Source organism: Janthinobacterium sp. JF4, from assembly GCF_059617925.1.
This window is the reverse complement of record NZ_JCAQAV010000004.1, coordinates 202,782-217,754: the sequence shown is the minus strand read 5'-3', so window position 1 is coordinate 217,754 and position 14,973 is coordinate 202,782. Positions and strand designations below refer to the sequence as shown.

Annotated in this window: 11 protein-coding genes; all 11 read left to right on the top strand. The window is 61.0% G+C overall.

Annotated features, from left to right (window positions below; all coding sequences use genetic code 11):
* The first annotated feature begins 27 nt into the window (after window positions 1-27).
* The 11 genes from AC54AF_RS06405 (at window position 28) to AC54AF_RS06355 (ending at window position 14,950) form a co-directional block, all read left to right on the top strand.
* Window positions 28-4,665: a phage tail length tape measure family protein gene (locus AC54AF_RS06405; protein WP_496635856.1), complete on the top strand. Its 4,638-nt coding sequence runs from the start codon at window positions 28-30 to the stop codon at window positions 4,663-4,665.
* The gene (locus AC54AF_RS06400; RefSeq protein WP_496635855.1) at window positions 4,662-6,131 is read left to right on the top strand and encodes a hypothetical protein; all 1,470 of its coding nucleotides are present in this window, start codon (window positions 4,662-4,664) and stop codon (window positions 6,129-6,131) included. The genes AC54AF_RS06405 and AC54AF_RS06400 overlap by 4 nt, the downstream gene beginning before the upstream one ends.
* A complete protein-coding gene (locus tag AC54AF_RS06395) occupies window positions 6,128-8,122 on the top strand; it encodes a hypothetical protein (protein WP_496635854.1) in 1,995 nt (664 codons plus the stop codon). The genes AC54AF_RS06400 and AC54AF_RS06395 overlap by 4 nt, the downstream gene beginning before the upstream one ends.
* Window positions 8,122-8,610 carry a DUF4376 domain-containing protein gene (locus tag AC54AF_RS06390; protein WP_496635853.1) on the top strand — a complete coding sequence of 163 codons (489 nt, stop codon included), beginning with the start codon at window positions 8,122-8,124 and terminating at the stop codon, window positions 8,608-8,610. The genes AC54AF_RS06395 and AC54AF_RS06390 overlap by 1 nt, the downstream gene beginning before the upstream one ends.
* Entirely contained in the window at window positions 8,607-9,437 is an 831-nt protein-coding gene (locus tag AC54AF_RS06385; RefSeq protein WP_496635852.1) for a hypothetical protein, read from the top strand. The genes AC54AF_RS06390 and AC54AF_RS06385 overlap by 4 nt, the downstream gene beginning before the upstream one ends.
* The gene (locus tag AC54AF_RS06380) at window positions 9,437-11,263 is read left to right on the top strand and encodes a hypothetical protein (RefSeq protein WP_496635851.1); all 1,827 of its coding nucleotides are present in this window, start codon (window positions 9,437-9,439) and stop codon (window positions 11,261-11,263) included. The genes AC54AF_RS06385 and AC54AF_RS06380 overlap by 1 nt, the downstream gene beginning before the upstream one ends.
* 67 nt (window positions 11,264-11,330) lie before the next feature.
* Window positions 11,331-11,759: a hypothetical protein gene (locus tag AC54AF_RS06375; RefSeq protein WP_070313495.1), complete on the top strand. Its 429-nt coding sequence runs from the start codon at window positions 11,331-11,333 to the stop codon at window positions 11,757-11,759.
* Between the two features lie 14 nt (window positions 11,760-11,773).
* Window positions 11,774-12,271 (top strand): glycoside hydrolase family 19 protein, encoded by a 498-nt coding sequence (locus AC54AF_RS06370; RefSeq protein WP_131689414.1) that lies wholly within the window; start codon window positions 11,774-11,776, stop codon window positions 12,269-12,271.
* Window positions 12,268-12,618 (top strand): hypothetical protein, encoded by a 351-nt coding sequence (locus tag AC54AF_RS06365; protein ID WP_496635850.1) that lies wholly within the window; start codon window positions 12,268-12,270, stop codon window positions 12,616-12,618. The genes AC54AF_RS06370 and AC54AF_RS06365 overlap by 4 nt, the downstream gene beginning before the upstream one ends.
* Window positions 12,619-12,731: 113 nt before the next feature.
* A complete protein-coding gene (locus tag AC54AF_RS06360) occupies window positions 12,732-12,986 on the top strand; it encodes a hypothetical protein (RefSeq protein ID WP_496635849.1) in 255 nt (84 codons plus the stop codon).
* Between the two features lie 464 nt (window positions 12,987-13,450).
* Window positions 13,451-14,950, top strand: a complete 1,500-nt coding sequence (locus tag AC54AF_RS06355) for a nucleobase:cation symporter-2 family protein (protein ID WP_496635848.1) — start codon at window positions 13,451-13,453, stop codon at window positions 14,948-14,950.
* The last annotated feature ends 23 nt before the right edge of the window (window positions 14,951-14,973 follow it).

The following is a 14,973-nucleotide window of genomic DNA, read 5'->3' as shown; positions in this document are numbered from 1 at the left end:
ATGCGCGGCCTTTTTTATGGGCCAACCATGCCAGATATAACGGAAATATTAATTGTTGTGAATACGGCGGAAGTGAGGGCAGGTACGCAGGCGATAAGCGACCTGGCCGCCGCCAGCGGCGAGGCTGGACATCAAGTCCAGGATGCGAACATCAGGATGCGCGATTCTGAGCAAGTCATGCGTGCGCAGGCCGAAGCGGTACGCGCGGCGGCAGACGCATCCAGAGTCCTTGGTGACGAAAGCAGCGACGCTTCGGATGCCTTGTTCAAGGGCATGACTGCGGTCGAAGGTTTTGCCAGGGCGTCGTTGAAGATCGGTGAAGGCGGCATGAACGCCGACATCGGGAAAATCAAGGATGGCCTGGGGGAGCTGGCGAATGCCTCCGGCTTGACGGAACTAGCAATCACGCGCCTGGGTGCGGGGCCGGTATTGGCGCTGCAAATGCTTGGGGAAGCTGCCGCATTTGCAGCGAATGCCTACGTGAAGGGGCAACAAGAGTCGGATAATTTTGCCAGGGCAATGCAACTGACAGGCAATTCGGCTGGCATCACGGAAGGGCAGTTCAATGACATGGTGAGGTCGGTTGCCAAGCTTGAGAATGCAGGTATGGGCGAGGCACGCGTAGCCTTGCAAACATTGCTGGAAACGGGAGAGTTTACGGGCGAGGCCATTCTGTCGGTTGGCGCCGCCGCTGTAGCCGCGGCGCAGCGTACAAATAAGCCAGCAGGGGAGGTTGCCGCGAACTTTGCCACGATGGCTGGCGGTGTTGTCAACTGGGTCGATACCCATGCCGAGGTGTATCGAACACTGGATGCCAGCCAGTATCAGCATATCAAGACGCTCGAGGAGGAAGGCAAGACCCAGGAAGCGATGATTGCGACGGCGAAGAGTTACAACGAGGAGCTGAAAAAACGCGGCGAAAACCTGAGCTCTGTTGGCGCTGCGATGCGGGAAATTAACACCCTCCAGTCGAATGCTAGCGATAGCGTCAATGGAGTCGGACGCAGGACCACAGTGGATGACAAGATCCTTCGACATGATGAGAGCGTCGAGTTGTTAAAAGCCACAGGCCATACCAGCCTGGATACGCATGAAGGCATGGGCATAAGTGGCAAGCAATTGGAGCAGGTTCTTGAACAGATGGCAAAGGTGCGACAGGTGCTGGTGAATCAGCAAACCCAGGAGAGAAAAGTTGCCGATGCGCAGCTTGCGACTCAAGAGAAAAATGATGCTGAAAAAGAAGCAAAAAAGGGCATCGACGCGATCACTAAGATTTACGCCCAAAAAATTAGCCAGGAATCCGCAGTAATTGAGAATTACAACAAACACGTTGCCACACTAAAAGGAACGCCACTGGCGGTTCCCTTTGCTGAGCAGGAAAAGATGCGTGCCAGTATTCATGCCGCATTCAAGGTTGCGTCACCTCCGCCCGCCTTTGGTTCTGACGATCGCGAGGCAAAGCGTGCCGGGCAGTTGCAAGCCATTCAAAGTGAGTTGCGCTTGAAAACGGAGGGCTTTGAGCAGAGCGCCAAGCTCGATGAATTGTATCGCAAGGGGGGCGCACTGAGCGACGAGCAATACTTTGAGCGTCGTCAAAACGCCATTCGCGAGCGGGGCAAGGCGGAAGCGGATGCCTACCAGAAGCAGATCGATGTGTTGAGCGCCTTTAAGGCGAAAACGCCGCAAGCTGTTCAGGAAAACAAGAACAAGATCGCCGAAGCTGGCGCCGCCAAAGCGAGGGTGGAGCCGAAGATACAGGCCGAGCTGGCGCAGGTGGAAGAAATCGCCCGCCAGCAGGCAGCAGACACGCGGAAAAAGCAGGAAGACGACGCGAAGGCAAAAACGGCCAAGGACCGCGCCGATGCCAAGGCAGCCGACGAGCAGCAATGGAAAGAGGCTGCCGATGGCGCTAAAGCCTTGGGCTATGCGCTGGAAAAGGCCTTCGGCAAGGTGGGCGGCACGATAGGCAAGGTTACCGCAGCGCTGGTTGATCACAAGAAGGCCCAGCAGGATATTCAACGGACCCTGGCGAATGCGAAAGAGGATGCCAAGGGGGACGAACCAGCGAAAATCGCCGCGAAATCGAAAGCGCAGCTTGATTCTACGCAAGCACAGATGAAAGGTTACAGCGACATGGCCGGTGCCGCGGCCGGCTTCTTTGACGAGCAGAGTGCCGGCTACAAGGCCTTGACCACGGTTTCCCAGGTATTTCATGCTGCGGAAGTGGCCATGACCCTGGCCGAACTGGTACCTAAGGGTATCAGCGCAGTACTGAGCCAGGGATCGGGTGATCCCTATACGGCGTTCGGCCGCATGGCGGCCATGGCGGCGATCGTGGCTGGCTTGGGCGTGGCGATTGGCGGAGGCAGTGGTGGTGTAGGTAGCAACTCACAGGCAAGACAGGCCTCTATTGGCACGGGTTCCGTGCTGGGAGATAGCTCTGCAAAGTCTGAATCTATCGCCAAGTCGCTCGAGATGGTTCAGGACAATACTTATCGAGGTATGCAAATTAGTGCTGGCATGCTTTCGTCGCTGCGCAGTATAGAAAGTGGTATTGGCGGACTTGGTGCACTCCTTGCACGCACTGACGGTGCGGATGCTGCGGCAGCTAGCGTGATGACTGGTACGACGCCGTTGGGTGGAAAGCTGGGATCTGTCGCCCTACAAGGCGTGGGCGCCTATGGCGGGGCATTGTTGGGTGGCAGTATCGCCGGCGTTATGACAATGGGTGCTATTGGCAGTAGTCTCACGACAATTGGAGCCATTGCCGGGCCGATTGGAATGGCGGTAGGTGCTGTCGTCGGTAAGTTACTGGGCGGCGTAATGGGCAAGTTGTTTGGGACGTCGGTGTCCGTAAAAGACCAGGGCTTGACAGCGGGAGCCATGTCTCTGGAAGAAATAGGCAACGGGCGGTTCACTGCTCAGTCTTATGCCGATGTTGAGACAAAGAAAAAAATGTTAGGACTTACCTACGACAAAGATAGTGAAGTTAAAAAGGTGGCATTGCCTAAGGAAATTAGCAATCAGTTCCGTCTGATACTTACCGGCTTGGGAGATGGGGTGCGCGCGGCGGCAAATGCGATCGGAGTGGGGGGGAATGAATTTACTGCGAAGTTGAACTCCTTCGTGGTTGACCTCGGACTCATCAGCCTGAAGGGACTGACAGGTGCGGAGGCGCAAACCAAGCTTGAGGCCGCTTTCTCAAAGGTCGGTGATGACATGGTCATGTCTGCTGTCGGAGATCTGACTGACTTTGCCAAAGTTGGAGAGGGGGCGTTTGAAACGTTAATCCGTGTCGCCAATGATTACGCAACTATTGATGCAGTCATGCACTCCCTTGGCAAGACATTTGGTTCCGTTGGCATAGCGTCGATCAATGCCAGGGAAGAGCTGATCAAGTTGTCTGGTGGTTTGGATAACCTCACCTCACAAGGTGGCTACTTCCTTGAGAATTTCTTTACAGATAAGGAGAAGGCAGACAGCCTGCGGAGTAGCCTTGATGCGGTGCTCAAACCTATCAGCAAGGGGGCGGCAGTTACCGATGTCAAACAATTCAAGGAACTGGCATTGACGCAGGACCTGACGACTGATACTGGACGAAAAAGCTATGCGACATTGATGAGCGTAGCAGAAGCGTTTATCCAGTTGACCCGTTATGGTGATGAATTTGGTGTGGTAAGTAAAACCGCTGCGGAAATTTTAAGCGAGCGTAAGGAGCTGCAGCAGCAGTTGAACGAACTGACGAAGACTGAAGCGCAATTGCTGGCCGCCCAGCGCGCCAGCATCGCCGACGGTAATCGGGGATTGTTCGACCAGATCCAGGCGCTCAAGGCGGTGACCAGCGCGAAGGATGCGCTGGCCAAGGCGTATGAAACGGAATCGGCGGCGGCCAAGTCGGCGCTGGAGAAATCGAAATCGTGGGTGACGACGCTGAATGGCCTGAACTCCAGCATGGCGCTGGGAGCCCAGTCGACGCTGACGCCTGAGCAGAAGTACGCTGAAGCTCGGGCCCAGTTCGAGAAAACCCTGGCGGCGGCGAATGCGGGCGATTCGACGGCGCAATCGGGCTTGTCCGCCGCCGAACAGGCATTTTTGACGGCATCGCAAGTGGTCAACGCGTCCGACGCACGTTATGCCGCGGACTATGCCCGCGTGGTAGAAGCGAACAAGGAAGCGTTGAAATGGGCGGCCGCGCAGGTCGACGTGCAGCAGGCCAGCCTCGATGCGCTCAATGCCCAGGTGTCAGGCCTGATCACCATCAACGACAGCGTGCTGACGGTGGCGCAAGCCATTGCCGGCCTGCGGGCGGCGATGGGCGGTGCGGCGGATCTGGGTGTGCAACTCAGTAATCCTCCCGTGGTCGCAGCACTGGCTGCGATGACTTCCTCTGTTGCAGCGGCAGTCTTCGACCCCGTGCGCTACTCGTCGGCGGCGAACGTCGGCTCCGAGGTCCTGGTCGCCGAAATCCGCGGCCTGCGCGAAGACAACCAGGCCATGCGCGTGGAACTGGAAGGCTTGCGTGCCGACCAGCGGGCGCAAACGGGCGCCACCATCCAGGCCACCTTTGAATCGAATGCCAGTGCCGCCAGGACGGTGGTCGATGGCGTGGATAAATCGTCCCGGGCATCCGCCTGGGCCAATGCAGTGAAAGGAGAATACGCATGACCGATGCGCAATTTCAGGATTGGCTGCAAAGCCCGTCGGCCATCCGCATGGTGCTGATCGAGGCGCAGGTGAACGTGGCCGGCAGCGAGGTGACGCGGTATATCGCCTCTCGTCCCTACGTCACCGGGCCGGTTGAGGTGCCGGCGAATACTGCGTACCTGCCACTGGCCAAAGGCGGCCTGGCCTTCACGGAACAGGTCAGCCTGTCCGGCGAGGCGGGGTTGTCGGGCGGCGACATCGAACTCGATAACGCCGATGGCGCCCTCGATGGCTGGCTGGATGATGTCTGGATGAACCGGCCCATCAAGGCCTGGGCCGGCGATCCCTCCTGGCAGCGTGCCGACTTCCAGCTGGTCTTCGACGGCATCATCGCCGACGTGGCCAGTGCGGGGCGCGAGTCGGTCAACTTGGTGTTGCGCGACAAGCTGCAGCGCCTGAATACGCCGATCTCCGAAGCCAAGCTGGGTGGCACGTCGCCGAACAAGGACGCCATCCTGCCGATTCCGTTCGGTGAGTGCCACAACGTGGCGCCCTTGCTGACCAATCCCGCCACGCTGGAATACGGTTTTCTCGGCGCCGTCGAATCGACGTTCGAGGTGCGCACCAACGGCAAGCCGATCGCCGTGGCCTTGAATGACCAGGCGGGGCGCTTCAACCTGACTACCGATCCGTTTTCCACCACGATCACGGCCAGTGTGCAGGGCGACAAGGGCGGCGGCTATGCGCCGCGCATCGCGCCGCTGGTGCAGCGCATCGCCACCGCCTACGGCAAGGCAGCCGACCGTTTTACCCTGGCCGACCTGGACCTGGACAACCTGGCCGCCTTCGACGCGTCGCACCCGCAGCCGGTGGGTCTGCATGTTGCGGACCGCACGAACCAGGCGCAGGCCATCCAGCAACTGGCGGCCAGCGTGGGCGCCCAGGCGATCATGTCGCGCACCGGCCAGCTGCGCCTCGTGCAGATCGCGCTGCCAGCCGCCGGCGTGCCGGTGGAAATCGGTCCGGAACAGATGCGCGAACGCTCGCTGCGTCCCGCGCAGCGTGTGCCCGTGACGGCCGCCGTGAAGATCGGCTTCGACCGCAACTACACGCTGCAGGCTGCCCTGACGACCAGCATTCCACCCGTGCATGCGGATTTGTATGCCACGGAATGGCTGACGGAAACGGTGGTCGATGAAGCCGTGCGTGCGCGTTACCGCCTGTCCGACGACCCGCTGCAGATCGATACCTGCCTGAAGACGCGCGCCGACGCCCGCGCGGAAGCGCAGCGGCGCCTGGCCCTGAACAAGGTGCCGCGCACCATTTACGAATTTGATGGAGAACCCGAGATGATGATGCTGGAACTGGGACAGCCCGTACAACTGCGCGCTGAACGCTTTGGCTTGCAGGATGGCGTGCCGGGCGTGGTGGTGCTGCTGTCGCGTTACTGGCTGACGGGCCGAGTGACGGTGGGGGTGCTCGTATGAGCGCCATAGTGGGAGAACGCGATACGCTGCTGCAGGCCACGGCGGAGCGCTTCAGCACGACGGCCGACGGCAAGGCGCTCCTGATGTCTGCCAGCACGCCCGTCTTCCGCGTCAATAGCGCCGGCACTGGCGCGCCCGGCTCGATCGCCATTACCGCCAAGCCGGTCAATGTGGTGGGCGATATTGTGTTTTCCGTATCCGCAGGCACGGCGTTGCGGGTCAACGGCAACGTGGCCACCGTCGATTTTGCCGGCATGACTACCGATACGGCGCTGGTGCAGGCACGCATCCGTGAATTCGGCGTCGATTACCTCGCCAACTACATGGTCAGCAAGGTCTTCGACGGCGCCGCCGGCGAGACGGGCCTGGCCGGTTTGAACACGGGCCAGGCCTTCGCCTACAAGCGCGCGGCCGCTGCGCCCGGTGATTCACCGGGCGACGTAATCTTTACCTTTAATACCGCCGCGATCACGACGCCGGCCGGCAACGACCTGGCCAATGGCTGGTCGAAAAATATCCCGGCCGGCACGGCGCCGCTGTACGTGCGCGTGGCCGCCGCCAGTTCGCGCAATGCCACGGACAATATCGCCGCCAATGAATGGTCGGCGGCGGTGCAGTTGGCCAAGGACGGCACCGACGGCTTGAACGTGGCACCCGTGCGCATCTACCAGCGCGGCGCGACCAACATAGCACCGGCGCTGCCTTCGGCCGCCTGCACCTTCACGTTTGCCAGCGGCACGCTGACTGGCCTGAACAATGGCTGGTCGGCCCAGGTGCCGGCGGCGGGCGGCGCCTACCTGTTCACGTCGGGCGCCACGGCCGCATCGCGCACGGCGACCGACGACATCGCCCCAGGCGAATGGGCCGCCGCCGCGCGCCTGGCCGCCGATGGCGCTACCGGCCAGCGCGGCACCGTCACGGTAGCGGCGCCGGGCTACTCCGCCTGGTCGGATGCCTCGGCCGTGTATGAGCTGGGCCACGCAGGCTATGGCGCGCCGGTCAACCGCGACGTGGTGACCTTGTATGACGCGACGCATGCGGTGACGAAGTTCTACGTTGATGGCGCCTGGATGGTGCTGGGGACGGTGTTGAATGGCAGCTTGCTGGTCGAAGGGACGGTGGCGGCGAAGGCGATTGTGGGCGACACGCTTGGCGCCATCAAGGCGAACCTGGGGAGTGTGGTCGCTGGCGACTTGTACGGCACGACGTTGCATGGCGGCTCAGGCTATCCAGGCAATGCCTATGGCTGGCCGAGCAACGGCGGCATTGGCTTTCACCTGAGTGAGCGGGGCCTATTGCTTGGTAACCCTGCAACAGGTGGCTACGTAGAGTTGGGAAGCGGTGGTTATGTGTCCATGCCAGGCCTGGTCGTCAATGGTGGGCAGGCGACCTTTTCAGGCAAACTTTTAGCAGCTTCCGGAACGTTTTCGGGAGAGTTGAAGGTCGCGAGCGGAGTTTTTACCGGCGAGCTAAAAGGTGCATCAGGAACGTTTTCCGGCGACCTCTCATCCGCGCGGGTATCTGTAGGTACATCTGCTGCAGCAACAGCCTTCTTCGAACCTGGCTACCCATCGGTCTCGCTGCAATCTTCTGCGTCCGGGGTGTTTATTAAAAATGACGCGATCAGTTCCGCAGTTGTATTTACGTCTCAGGAAGTTCTGTTCAAACATAACGCTCCAGATTGGCCTGCCGAGCGCCGCATCCGCTCTGGCAGGGTCTTCTTTTCGATCATTTGCACTGCAGTGATTGATGACCAACTGAGCATCTGGTACCGCATCAATGGCGGGGTGTGGGCCTGGATGAGCGGAGTCCGGGAGCGGCAGGGAGGCGACGGTCCTGCTGCGACAGGCTACGGGCTAACGCTTGAGGTCAGTCCTGGTAGCACGATCCAGTTTGGCGTTTCTGCGACCGACGCCTCTTACTGGGCTGCCGATATGGGGAAACTTTATCTTAAACAGTGTCAGGCGACTGTGATCGCAAGGAATTTTTAATGGAAACAATCATTGTCAACAGTGATGGCACTCACACGAATGAGCGCACAGGAAAGGTCGTGCCGCCACAGCCCAGCGAGCACCACGAATACGATGCGAAGGCAGACATGTGGATAGATGCAAGAACGCTGGACAGCGTCAAAGCTCGTACCTGGGCGCGCATCAAGCAGGCGCGTGCTCTTGCCGAGGCTGCGGATTTTGTGTGCTGTGGTGCCACGTATCAGGCAGACAAGGATCGTATCGTTGGAGCCACACAGCTGGCCTTGCTGGCGCAGGCTGCCGGCCAGCCATACAGCGTTGACTGGACCTTGTCGGATAACACCCACTTGACGCTCGATGCGGCCGGCATGATCGCCGTCGGCGCCGCGCTGGGGGCACAGGTTGCCGAGGCGTTCGCTATCGCTCTTCACTTGCGGGGGCAGATCGCTGCTGCCACTTCGTTTGATGCGCTTGAGGCTATCGTTTGGCCAGTGCAGGGGGGCGTATGAGCAACTTGCGCATCATTTACGACAATGCCGCAGACCGTGCAATGTTGACGGCATCGAGCCAGGCCGGCAAGTTGGGGCCGGCCAATCTGCAGCGCGAGGGAAAGTCTCTGGTATTGCGCTCAATTGGCACAGCGCTGAGCATCACGGCAACGTGGCCGTCACCGGAAATCGTCGGTGGCGCGGCCTTGCCGTTTTGCAACCTGACCCCAGGGGCAACCATCCGCGTGCGCGGCTACATCGAGCCTGGCCACACTGCCCCTGCATTCGATACGGGCGTCATGCCAGCGTGCGAGTATGCGCGGCTGGGCATGTGGGACTGGGGCGCATTGCCGCTGGGCTTGAATGCCTACAGCTACGGCGGCGACACCTATGCCCGTTGCTGGTTCCAGATGCGCAGCATCAGGAAACTGGTGATCGACCTGGCCGACCCCGACAATCCTGCCGGCTACATCGAGGCTCCCCGCCTGGTGGCGGGGGCTTACTGGAGTCCCGAGCAGAACGCATCGTATGGCGCCGGTATCACGCCAATCGATACCAGCAGCCAGTACCGCAACGGCGCCGGCGAACAGAAGGTGGAGCGGGGCGCGATATATCGCAAGCTGTCGCTGGCGCTCGATCACATGACGCCGCTGGATCGTGCGGAACTGTGGCGCATCGTGCGCGGCAACGGCCTGTCTCGTCCGCTTTTCATCAGCCTGTATCCGGACAGCGACGATGTCGAGCTCGAGCAGGCGCACCAGGTGTATGGCCGACTGGCCAATCTGGCCGCCATCACCACGCCATCTTTCCAGGCATATGCCACCAACATTGAAATAGAGGAGTTGTAATGAGCGATTTTTTTTACTACGGTCAGAAGGACGCGATCCAGCGCTTGAACGAGCTGGCCGGGCGCGGCGCCGTGGTGGCGTCGTATGCGCCAGCTGTGGGGCGGTCGCCACTTGGCGGGCCGAATGGATACATGACCCCGGAGTGGCTTGATCCTGCGATTCCGGTCAGGTCAGACAGACCTATCGGTGTTGGCGGCACCGCCAAGTACGGGTACATGTTCACAAGCTCTGTAGGGCTGCGGAACTGGTACAAACTCGCAACGTTTTCGCAGGACGACGCAGGGACTCAAGAGAATCTTCTCATACGCGGGACGTTAAATGACACGTGGCTTTCAGTACATACGTCTGCTATTACCCTTCTTATGGGCGTAAGGGGTGGATTTTATGTGGACTGGCATCTCGAAGGTGTGGCACGGGGGAGTGCACGCATCATTGTTTATAGGCACCTGGACTTAACATATGGCGTCTACGCCTTTCTTGACGGTTTTGCCAATGCATCTTTTGATCTTACAGGGATAAATACAGCGACATATGCAACTCCAGTTGTATTAGGTAGTCCTGGCCCAGAAGGCACAGTGATATTTGACACGTCGGCTATACCGGGAACCATCGGCTACATTGCACCACGGTGGAAGTCGGCAAATTCCGGTAAGGGTATGCTGGTTAGTGAGATACTATCAGTAGGTGACGAGTCAATAACTACCTCGTTCTTATCTACGGGTGGTGTTGGTATGGCAGCCGGTCAGGATCGGGACAGCTTGCGACTCGGTGTTGGTGGAGTATCGGGAACCACCTACCCCGGATGCTTTAGCTGGTTCACGTCTGCGGGCAATAACAATGGTACGCCAAACAATCTGTACAAAGAAAGCTACAGGATGGTGCTTAAGGCGTATGACACGCAGTCAAATTACTGGAGTGGCGATCTTCTTGCGGTGAAGGGGACGGGTGCAGTCTTCATCCCTATTCTTAACGCTGGGACTAATGGGAACACTGCCCATCACGTTCTCGCCATGGGCGGCCCACAAGGTACAGATATAGTTACTTTCGTTGACTCAGGGGGGTTTAGAACGTGTGAAGGGGGCTACGGAAATTTAACGCATGCCGCGCTACTTCTTGGAGCAAACACTGTCACAGGACGTAGTAGCAACAACCGTGGCACCGTCAATACCATGGGAAATGACTATGCCGAATACATTTTCAAAAGCCCAATCTGCGGCATCGTCGCTCCCGGTCAAATAGTAGGCATCACAGCCGACAATAAAGTCACCGACCAATGGTCTGATGCCGTCATGTTCTCGATCAAATCGACCGCGCCCTCGTTTGTCGGTGGCGACTCCTGGGCGAATGACGTCGGGCAACGCCCATCGCCCCAGGCAGGCCCAGTGCCGACCCAGTCGCAGCGCCGTGCCGACGTGCTTACGCAGCAGGTAGTACCCGGCACCAACCCACCCGAATACGAGGACGTGGTGACCGAACCCGGCGACACCGATGACGAGTGGGCGGAAAAGCAGGCTACCTACACCGCCGCGCTGGCCGCCCATAGCATCGCCGTGCAGCAGGACGCCGAAGCCATGGCCGCCTTCGACGCGGCGCTGGAAGTCGAGCGCCAGAAGGTCGACCGCATCGCCATCGCTGGCCGCGTGCCGGTCAACGTGCTGGGTACCCAGCCTGGTGATTACATCGTGCCGGTGCAGGACGGCGCCGGCATCAAGGGCATCGCCGTGCACGAGGACGATCTCAGCATGAAGCAGTACCTGCATGCAGTCGGTCGCGTGATCTCGATCGAGCCGGACGGCCGGGCTTATGTGATGGTCAAGGCCGTGTGACCAGGCAGTAATCCCTCTCAAACCCGCTTCGGCGGGTTTTTTCATTTCCACCATCTGAAAGGCAACCATGGCCCTCGAAACCACCGCCGCCGGCGGCGCATTGATCAAATTGTTTGGCGTGCCTGTGCTGGCCGGCGCCGCCGCCACGTCGCTGGGCTTCATGTTCATGTGGCCCCAAACCACCAAGGAGGCATTTATTCGTTTTTGTTCCAGCATCATCATTTCCACCTTTCTCGGCCCCGTGCTGGTGGCCGCCGTGTTGTCGTGGTGGCCCAGCCTGTTCGACAGCGCGAAGACCGTGGCGGGCCTGTATGGCGGTGATCCGGCCACGGGGTTTTTGTTCATCGCCGCGCCGCTGATGGTGGCGGCCGGCTTGCCCGCCTGGTGGGTGCTGGGCGCCTGCGTGCGCTGGTTCGACAAGCGGCGCGGCAAGGATATCGGCGAACTGGCGGCCGATGCGGCCGCTGCCGTCAAGGATGTGCGGGGCATGCTGTGACTGGCGCCCAATTGATGCAGATCATGCCATTGGCTGGCCGCCGCGCTACGCTGTTCCTGGCGCCACTGAATGCGGCGATGGCCGAGTTCGGCATCGATACGCCGCTGCGCCAGGCGTCGTTCCTGGCGCAGGTGGGGCACGAATCGGGACAGTTGCGCTATGTGCGCGAACTGGCCAGCGGCGCTGCCTATGAAGGACGGGCGGACCTGGGCAATGTGATCGCCGGCGATGGCGTGCGCTTCAAGGGGCGCGGCTTGCTGCAGGTGACGGGGCGCGCCAATTACGCGGCGTGCGGCGTGGCATTGGGCCTGGACTTGCTGGCGGCGCCGCAGTTGTTGGAGCAGGCAACTTTCGCGTGTCGCTCGGCGGGCTGGTTCTGGCAATCGCGCGGCTTGAACCGCCTGGCCGATGCGGGCGACCAGGAACGGGTGACGCGCCGCATCAACGGTGGCGTGAACGGCCTGGCCGAACGCCTGGCCCTGTACGCGGCAGCGCGCAAGGTGCTGGCATGAAGCCGTCATTGAGCATTATGGCCATGCTGCTGTTGCTGGGGGCAGCCGTGTTTTCCGCCCAGCGCTGGGGCCGCGAAGCGGGCCGTGCCGCGTGCGCGGCGCAAGTGCTGGAGGTACAAGGTCTGTTGCGGCACCAGACCCAGGCGCTGAATGCGATGCGGGAGGAGGGCGCACGGCGGTCGGCACGGGCCCGGCAAGCGTTGGCCAGCGCGCAGGCCGGGCAAGCAGAGGCCCATGCGGCAGCGGCACGCATCCTGGCATTGCAGCCGGAAGGCGACGCTTGCCGCGCGGCCGAGGCGCTGATCGCCAGTGAAATAGCCGGAAGACCGGCTGGCGGGATGCCATGAGCGCGGCAATGACGAGTGCGCGGGCGCTGTTGCGGCTGTGGGGTTACTTGCGGACTTGTTCATGGGCCGGCTCAGGGGCGTGCTCACCAGCCTGTTCACTGGTCTGCTCACGGATGTGTTTATTGGTCTGCGTGCTGGCTGGTCTGCTGGGCGGCTGCGCGGCAGGTGGGGCAAGGCTGGAAGCCGCAGCGGAAAGGCTGCCCATCGGCGTGCCTTGTATCGCCGTTCGTCCAGCGGCACCCGTCTTGCCAACCGTGCCGCAGCATGGCATTTTTGAACAAGTGCAAGCCTTGCTGGCGCGCGAACACTTGCGCGCGGCCTATGCGCGGCAGTTGGAAGCGCTGATGGATGGTTGTGCCGGCAGCTAGCGTCGACTGCTGCGTAACCGGGTCGGCGGCTGCGCGACGGTTGGTTTGCAGCTGGTTTGCAGCGCATTTGCGCCGCGCGTGATCCCCTGCGGTCGTCGCCTGGTGCAGCTCGGCGTGCCTGAGCGCCAGATCCTGATGCTGCTTCACCGTGCCAGGTCACGGTGCCGCCGGCGATGCTGCGTTCTGGTGCGTCCACCTGGTGCGGCCACGTGGTGGCGCGCCAGAAAACAGTGCACGGCAGTACGTCCAGCCCGCGATTTTTGCGGCCATGATGCTATTTCGGCACAATTTCTGTATACAATCCACCTGGCACGATGCGTGCATGGCATACCTTGGTCGTCCCATCCAAGGAGCTTCGCATGCATCATCCGCCGCCAGTGTGTTCCTGTCGTTCCGTTTCTCTCTTGCTTTTCCCTTTCATCTGCGCCCAGCCGGGCCGCAGTAACCCTGGAAATGGAGCGTAAATGGCCACTCCCCGTTTGAAATCCATCCACCGCAGCGTGCCCGGCACCACGCCTGCCGCGCCATCGCCCGTCGATGAAGTGCTGCCAACTGGCAAGTTGTTCACCTTGGGCTTGCAGCACGTGCTCGTCATGTATGCGGGCGCCATCGCCGTGCCGCTGATCGTCGGCCGCGCCCTCAAGCTGCCGCCCGAACAGGTGGCGGCGCTGATCAGTGCCGATCTGTTCTGTTGCGGCCTGGTCACCCTGATCCAGTCCCTGGGAATCGGCAAGTACTTCGGCATCCGCCTGCCCGTGATGATGGGCGTGACCTTTGCCGCCGTCAGTCCCATGCTGGCCATGGCAAACAATCCGGCCCTGGGCATCACCGGCATCTTTGGCGCCGTGATCGGCGCCGGCGTCGTCTCCATGCTGATCGCTCCCTTCATCAGCCGCCTGCTGGCCCTGTTTCCGCCCGTGGTCACCGGCAGCATCATCGCCGTGATCGGCGTGTCGCTGATGCGCGTGGGCGTGAACTGGGCCATGGGCGGGCCGCCCGCCATGGCGCAGATTGCCGATCCCGCCTTCCTCAAGATGGCCGCTGCCGCTACGGCGGCCGGCTTGCCGGCGCCGGCCGGTCCCGCGCCCCTGATCGCCAACCCCGGCTACGGCGCGTTGGATAACATGGGCATCGCCTTCTTCGTGCTGGCTGTCATCTTGTTGGTGGCCAAGTATGGCCGCGGTTTCCTGTCGAATATTGCGGTGTTGATCGGTATCATCGCCGGCACGGCCCTGTCGTTTGCGCTGGGCAAGGCCGATTTCGCCAAGGTGGCCAGCGCCAAGGCTTTTGCCATCGTCACGCCGTTCCAGTTTGGCATGCCGACGTTCGACGTGGTTGCCATTGTCACCATGAGCCTGGTGATGATCGTCGTCATGATCGAGTCGCTGGGCATGTTTCTGGCGCTGGGAGAGATGACGGACAAGCGCATCACGCGGGCAGACATCAGCCGCGGCTTGCGCGTCGATGGCCTGGGCACCTTGATCGGCGGCATCTTCAATACCTTCCCGTACACCTCGTTCTCGCAAAACGTGGGCCTGGTGGGCGTGACGGGCGTGCGCAGCCGCTGGGTCTGCGTGGCGGCCGGCCTCATCCTGCTTGTCATGGGCGTGATTCCAAAGATCGCGCAGACGGCCGAAGCCGTGCCGGCGTTCGTGCTGGGCGGGGCAGGCCTGGTGATGTTCGGCATGGTCGCCGCCACAGGCATCCGCATCCTGGCCGGCGTCGACTACAAGAGCAACCGCAACAACCTGTTCATCGTGGCCCTGGCTATCGGCTTCGGCATGCTGCCGCTGGTGGCGGAACAGTACGCGCAGCACATGCCGAAAGCCCTGTCGCCGCTGCTGCACAGCGGCATCCTGCTGGCCGCCATCGTCGCCGTGCTGCTCAATCTGTTCTTCAACGGCTTGGCGTCGCAGGAAAAGGCGCAGGAGCAGGCGCGCGAGAACAGTCATGGCAGCGATTGAGGCGCCGCCCTGCATCGTGAATG

Excerpts from the sequence above, each read along its gene's own strand:
- AC54AF_RS06405 (WP_496635856.1), top strand. The coding sequence starts at position 28 with ATGCCAGATATAACGGAAATATTAATTGTTGTGAATACGGCGGAAGTG.
- AC54AF_RS06395 (WP_496635854.1), top strand. The coding sequence starts at position 6,128 with ATGAGCGCCATAGTGGGAGAACGCGATACGCTGCTGCAGGCCACGGCG.
- AC54AF_RS06375 (WP_070313495.1), top strand. The coding sequence starts at position 11,331 with ATGGCCCTCGAAACCACCGCCGCCGGCGGCGCATTGATCAAATTGTTT.
- AC54AF_RS06365 (WP_496635850.1), top strand. The coding sequence starts at position 12,268 with ATGAAGCCGTCATTGAGCATTATGGCCATGCTGCTGTTGCTGGGGGCA.
- AC54AF_RS06360 (WP_496635849.1), top strand. The coding sequence starts at position 12,732 with ATGTGTTTATTGGTCTGCGTGCTGGCTGGTCTGCTGGGCGGCTGCGCG.
- AC54AF_RS06390 (WP_496635853.1), top strand. The coding sequence starts at position 8,122 with ATGGAAACAATCATTGTCAACAGTGATGGCACTCACACGAATGAGCGC.
- AC54AF_RS06380 (WP_496635851.1), top strand. The coding sequence starts at position 9,437 with ATGAGCGATTTTTTTTACTACGGTCAGAAGGACGCGATCCAGCGCTTG.
- AC54AF_RS06385 (WP_496635852.1), top strand. The coding sequence starts at position 8,607 with ATGAGCAACTTGCGCATCATTTACGACAATGCCGCAGACCGTGCAATG.
- AC54AF_RS06355 (WP_496635848.1), top strand. The coding sequence starts at position 13,451 with ATGGCCACTCCCCGTTTGAAATCCATCCACCGCAGCGTGCCCGGCACC.
- AC54AF_RS06370 (WP_131689414.1), top strand. The coding sequence starts at position 11,774 with ATGCAGATCATGCCATTGGCTGGCCGCCGCGCTACGCTGTTCCTGGCG.
- AC54AF_RS06400 (WP_496635855.1), top strand. The coding sequence starts at position 4,662 with ATGACCGATGCGCAATTTCAGGATTGGCTGCAAAGCCCGTCGGCCATC.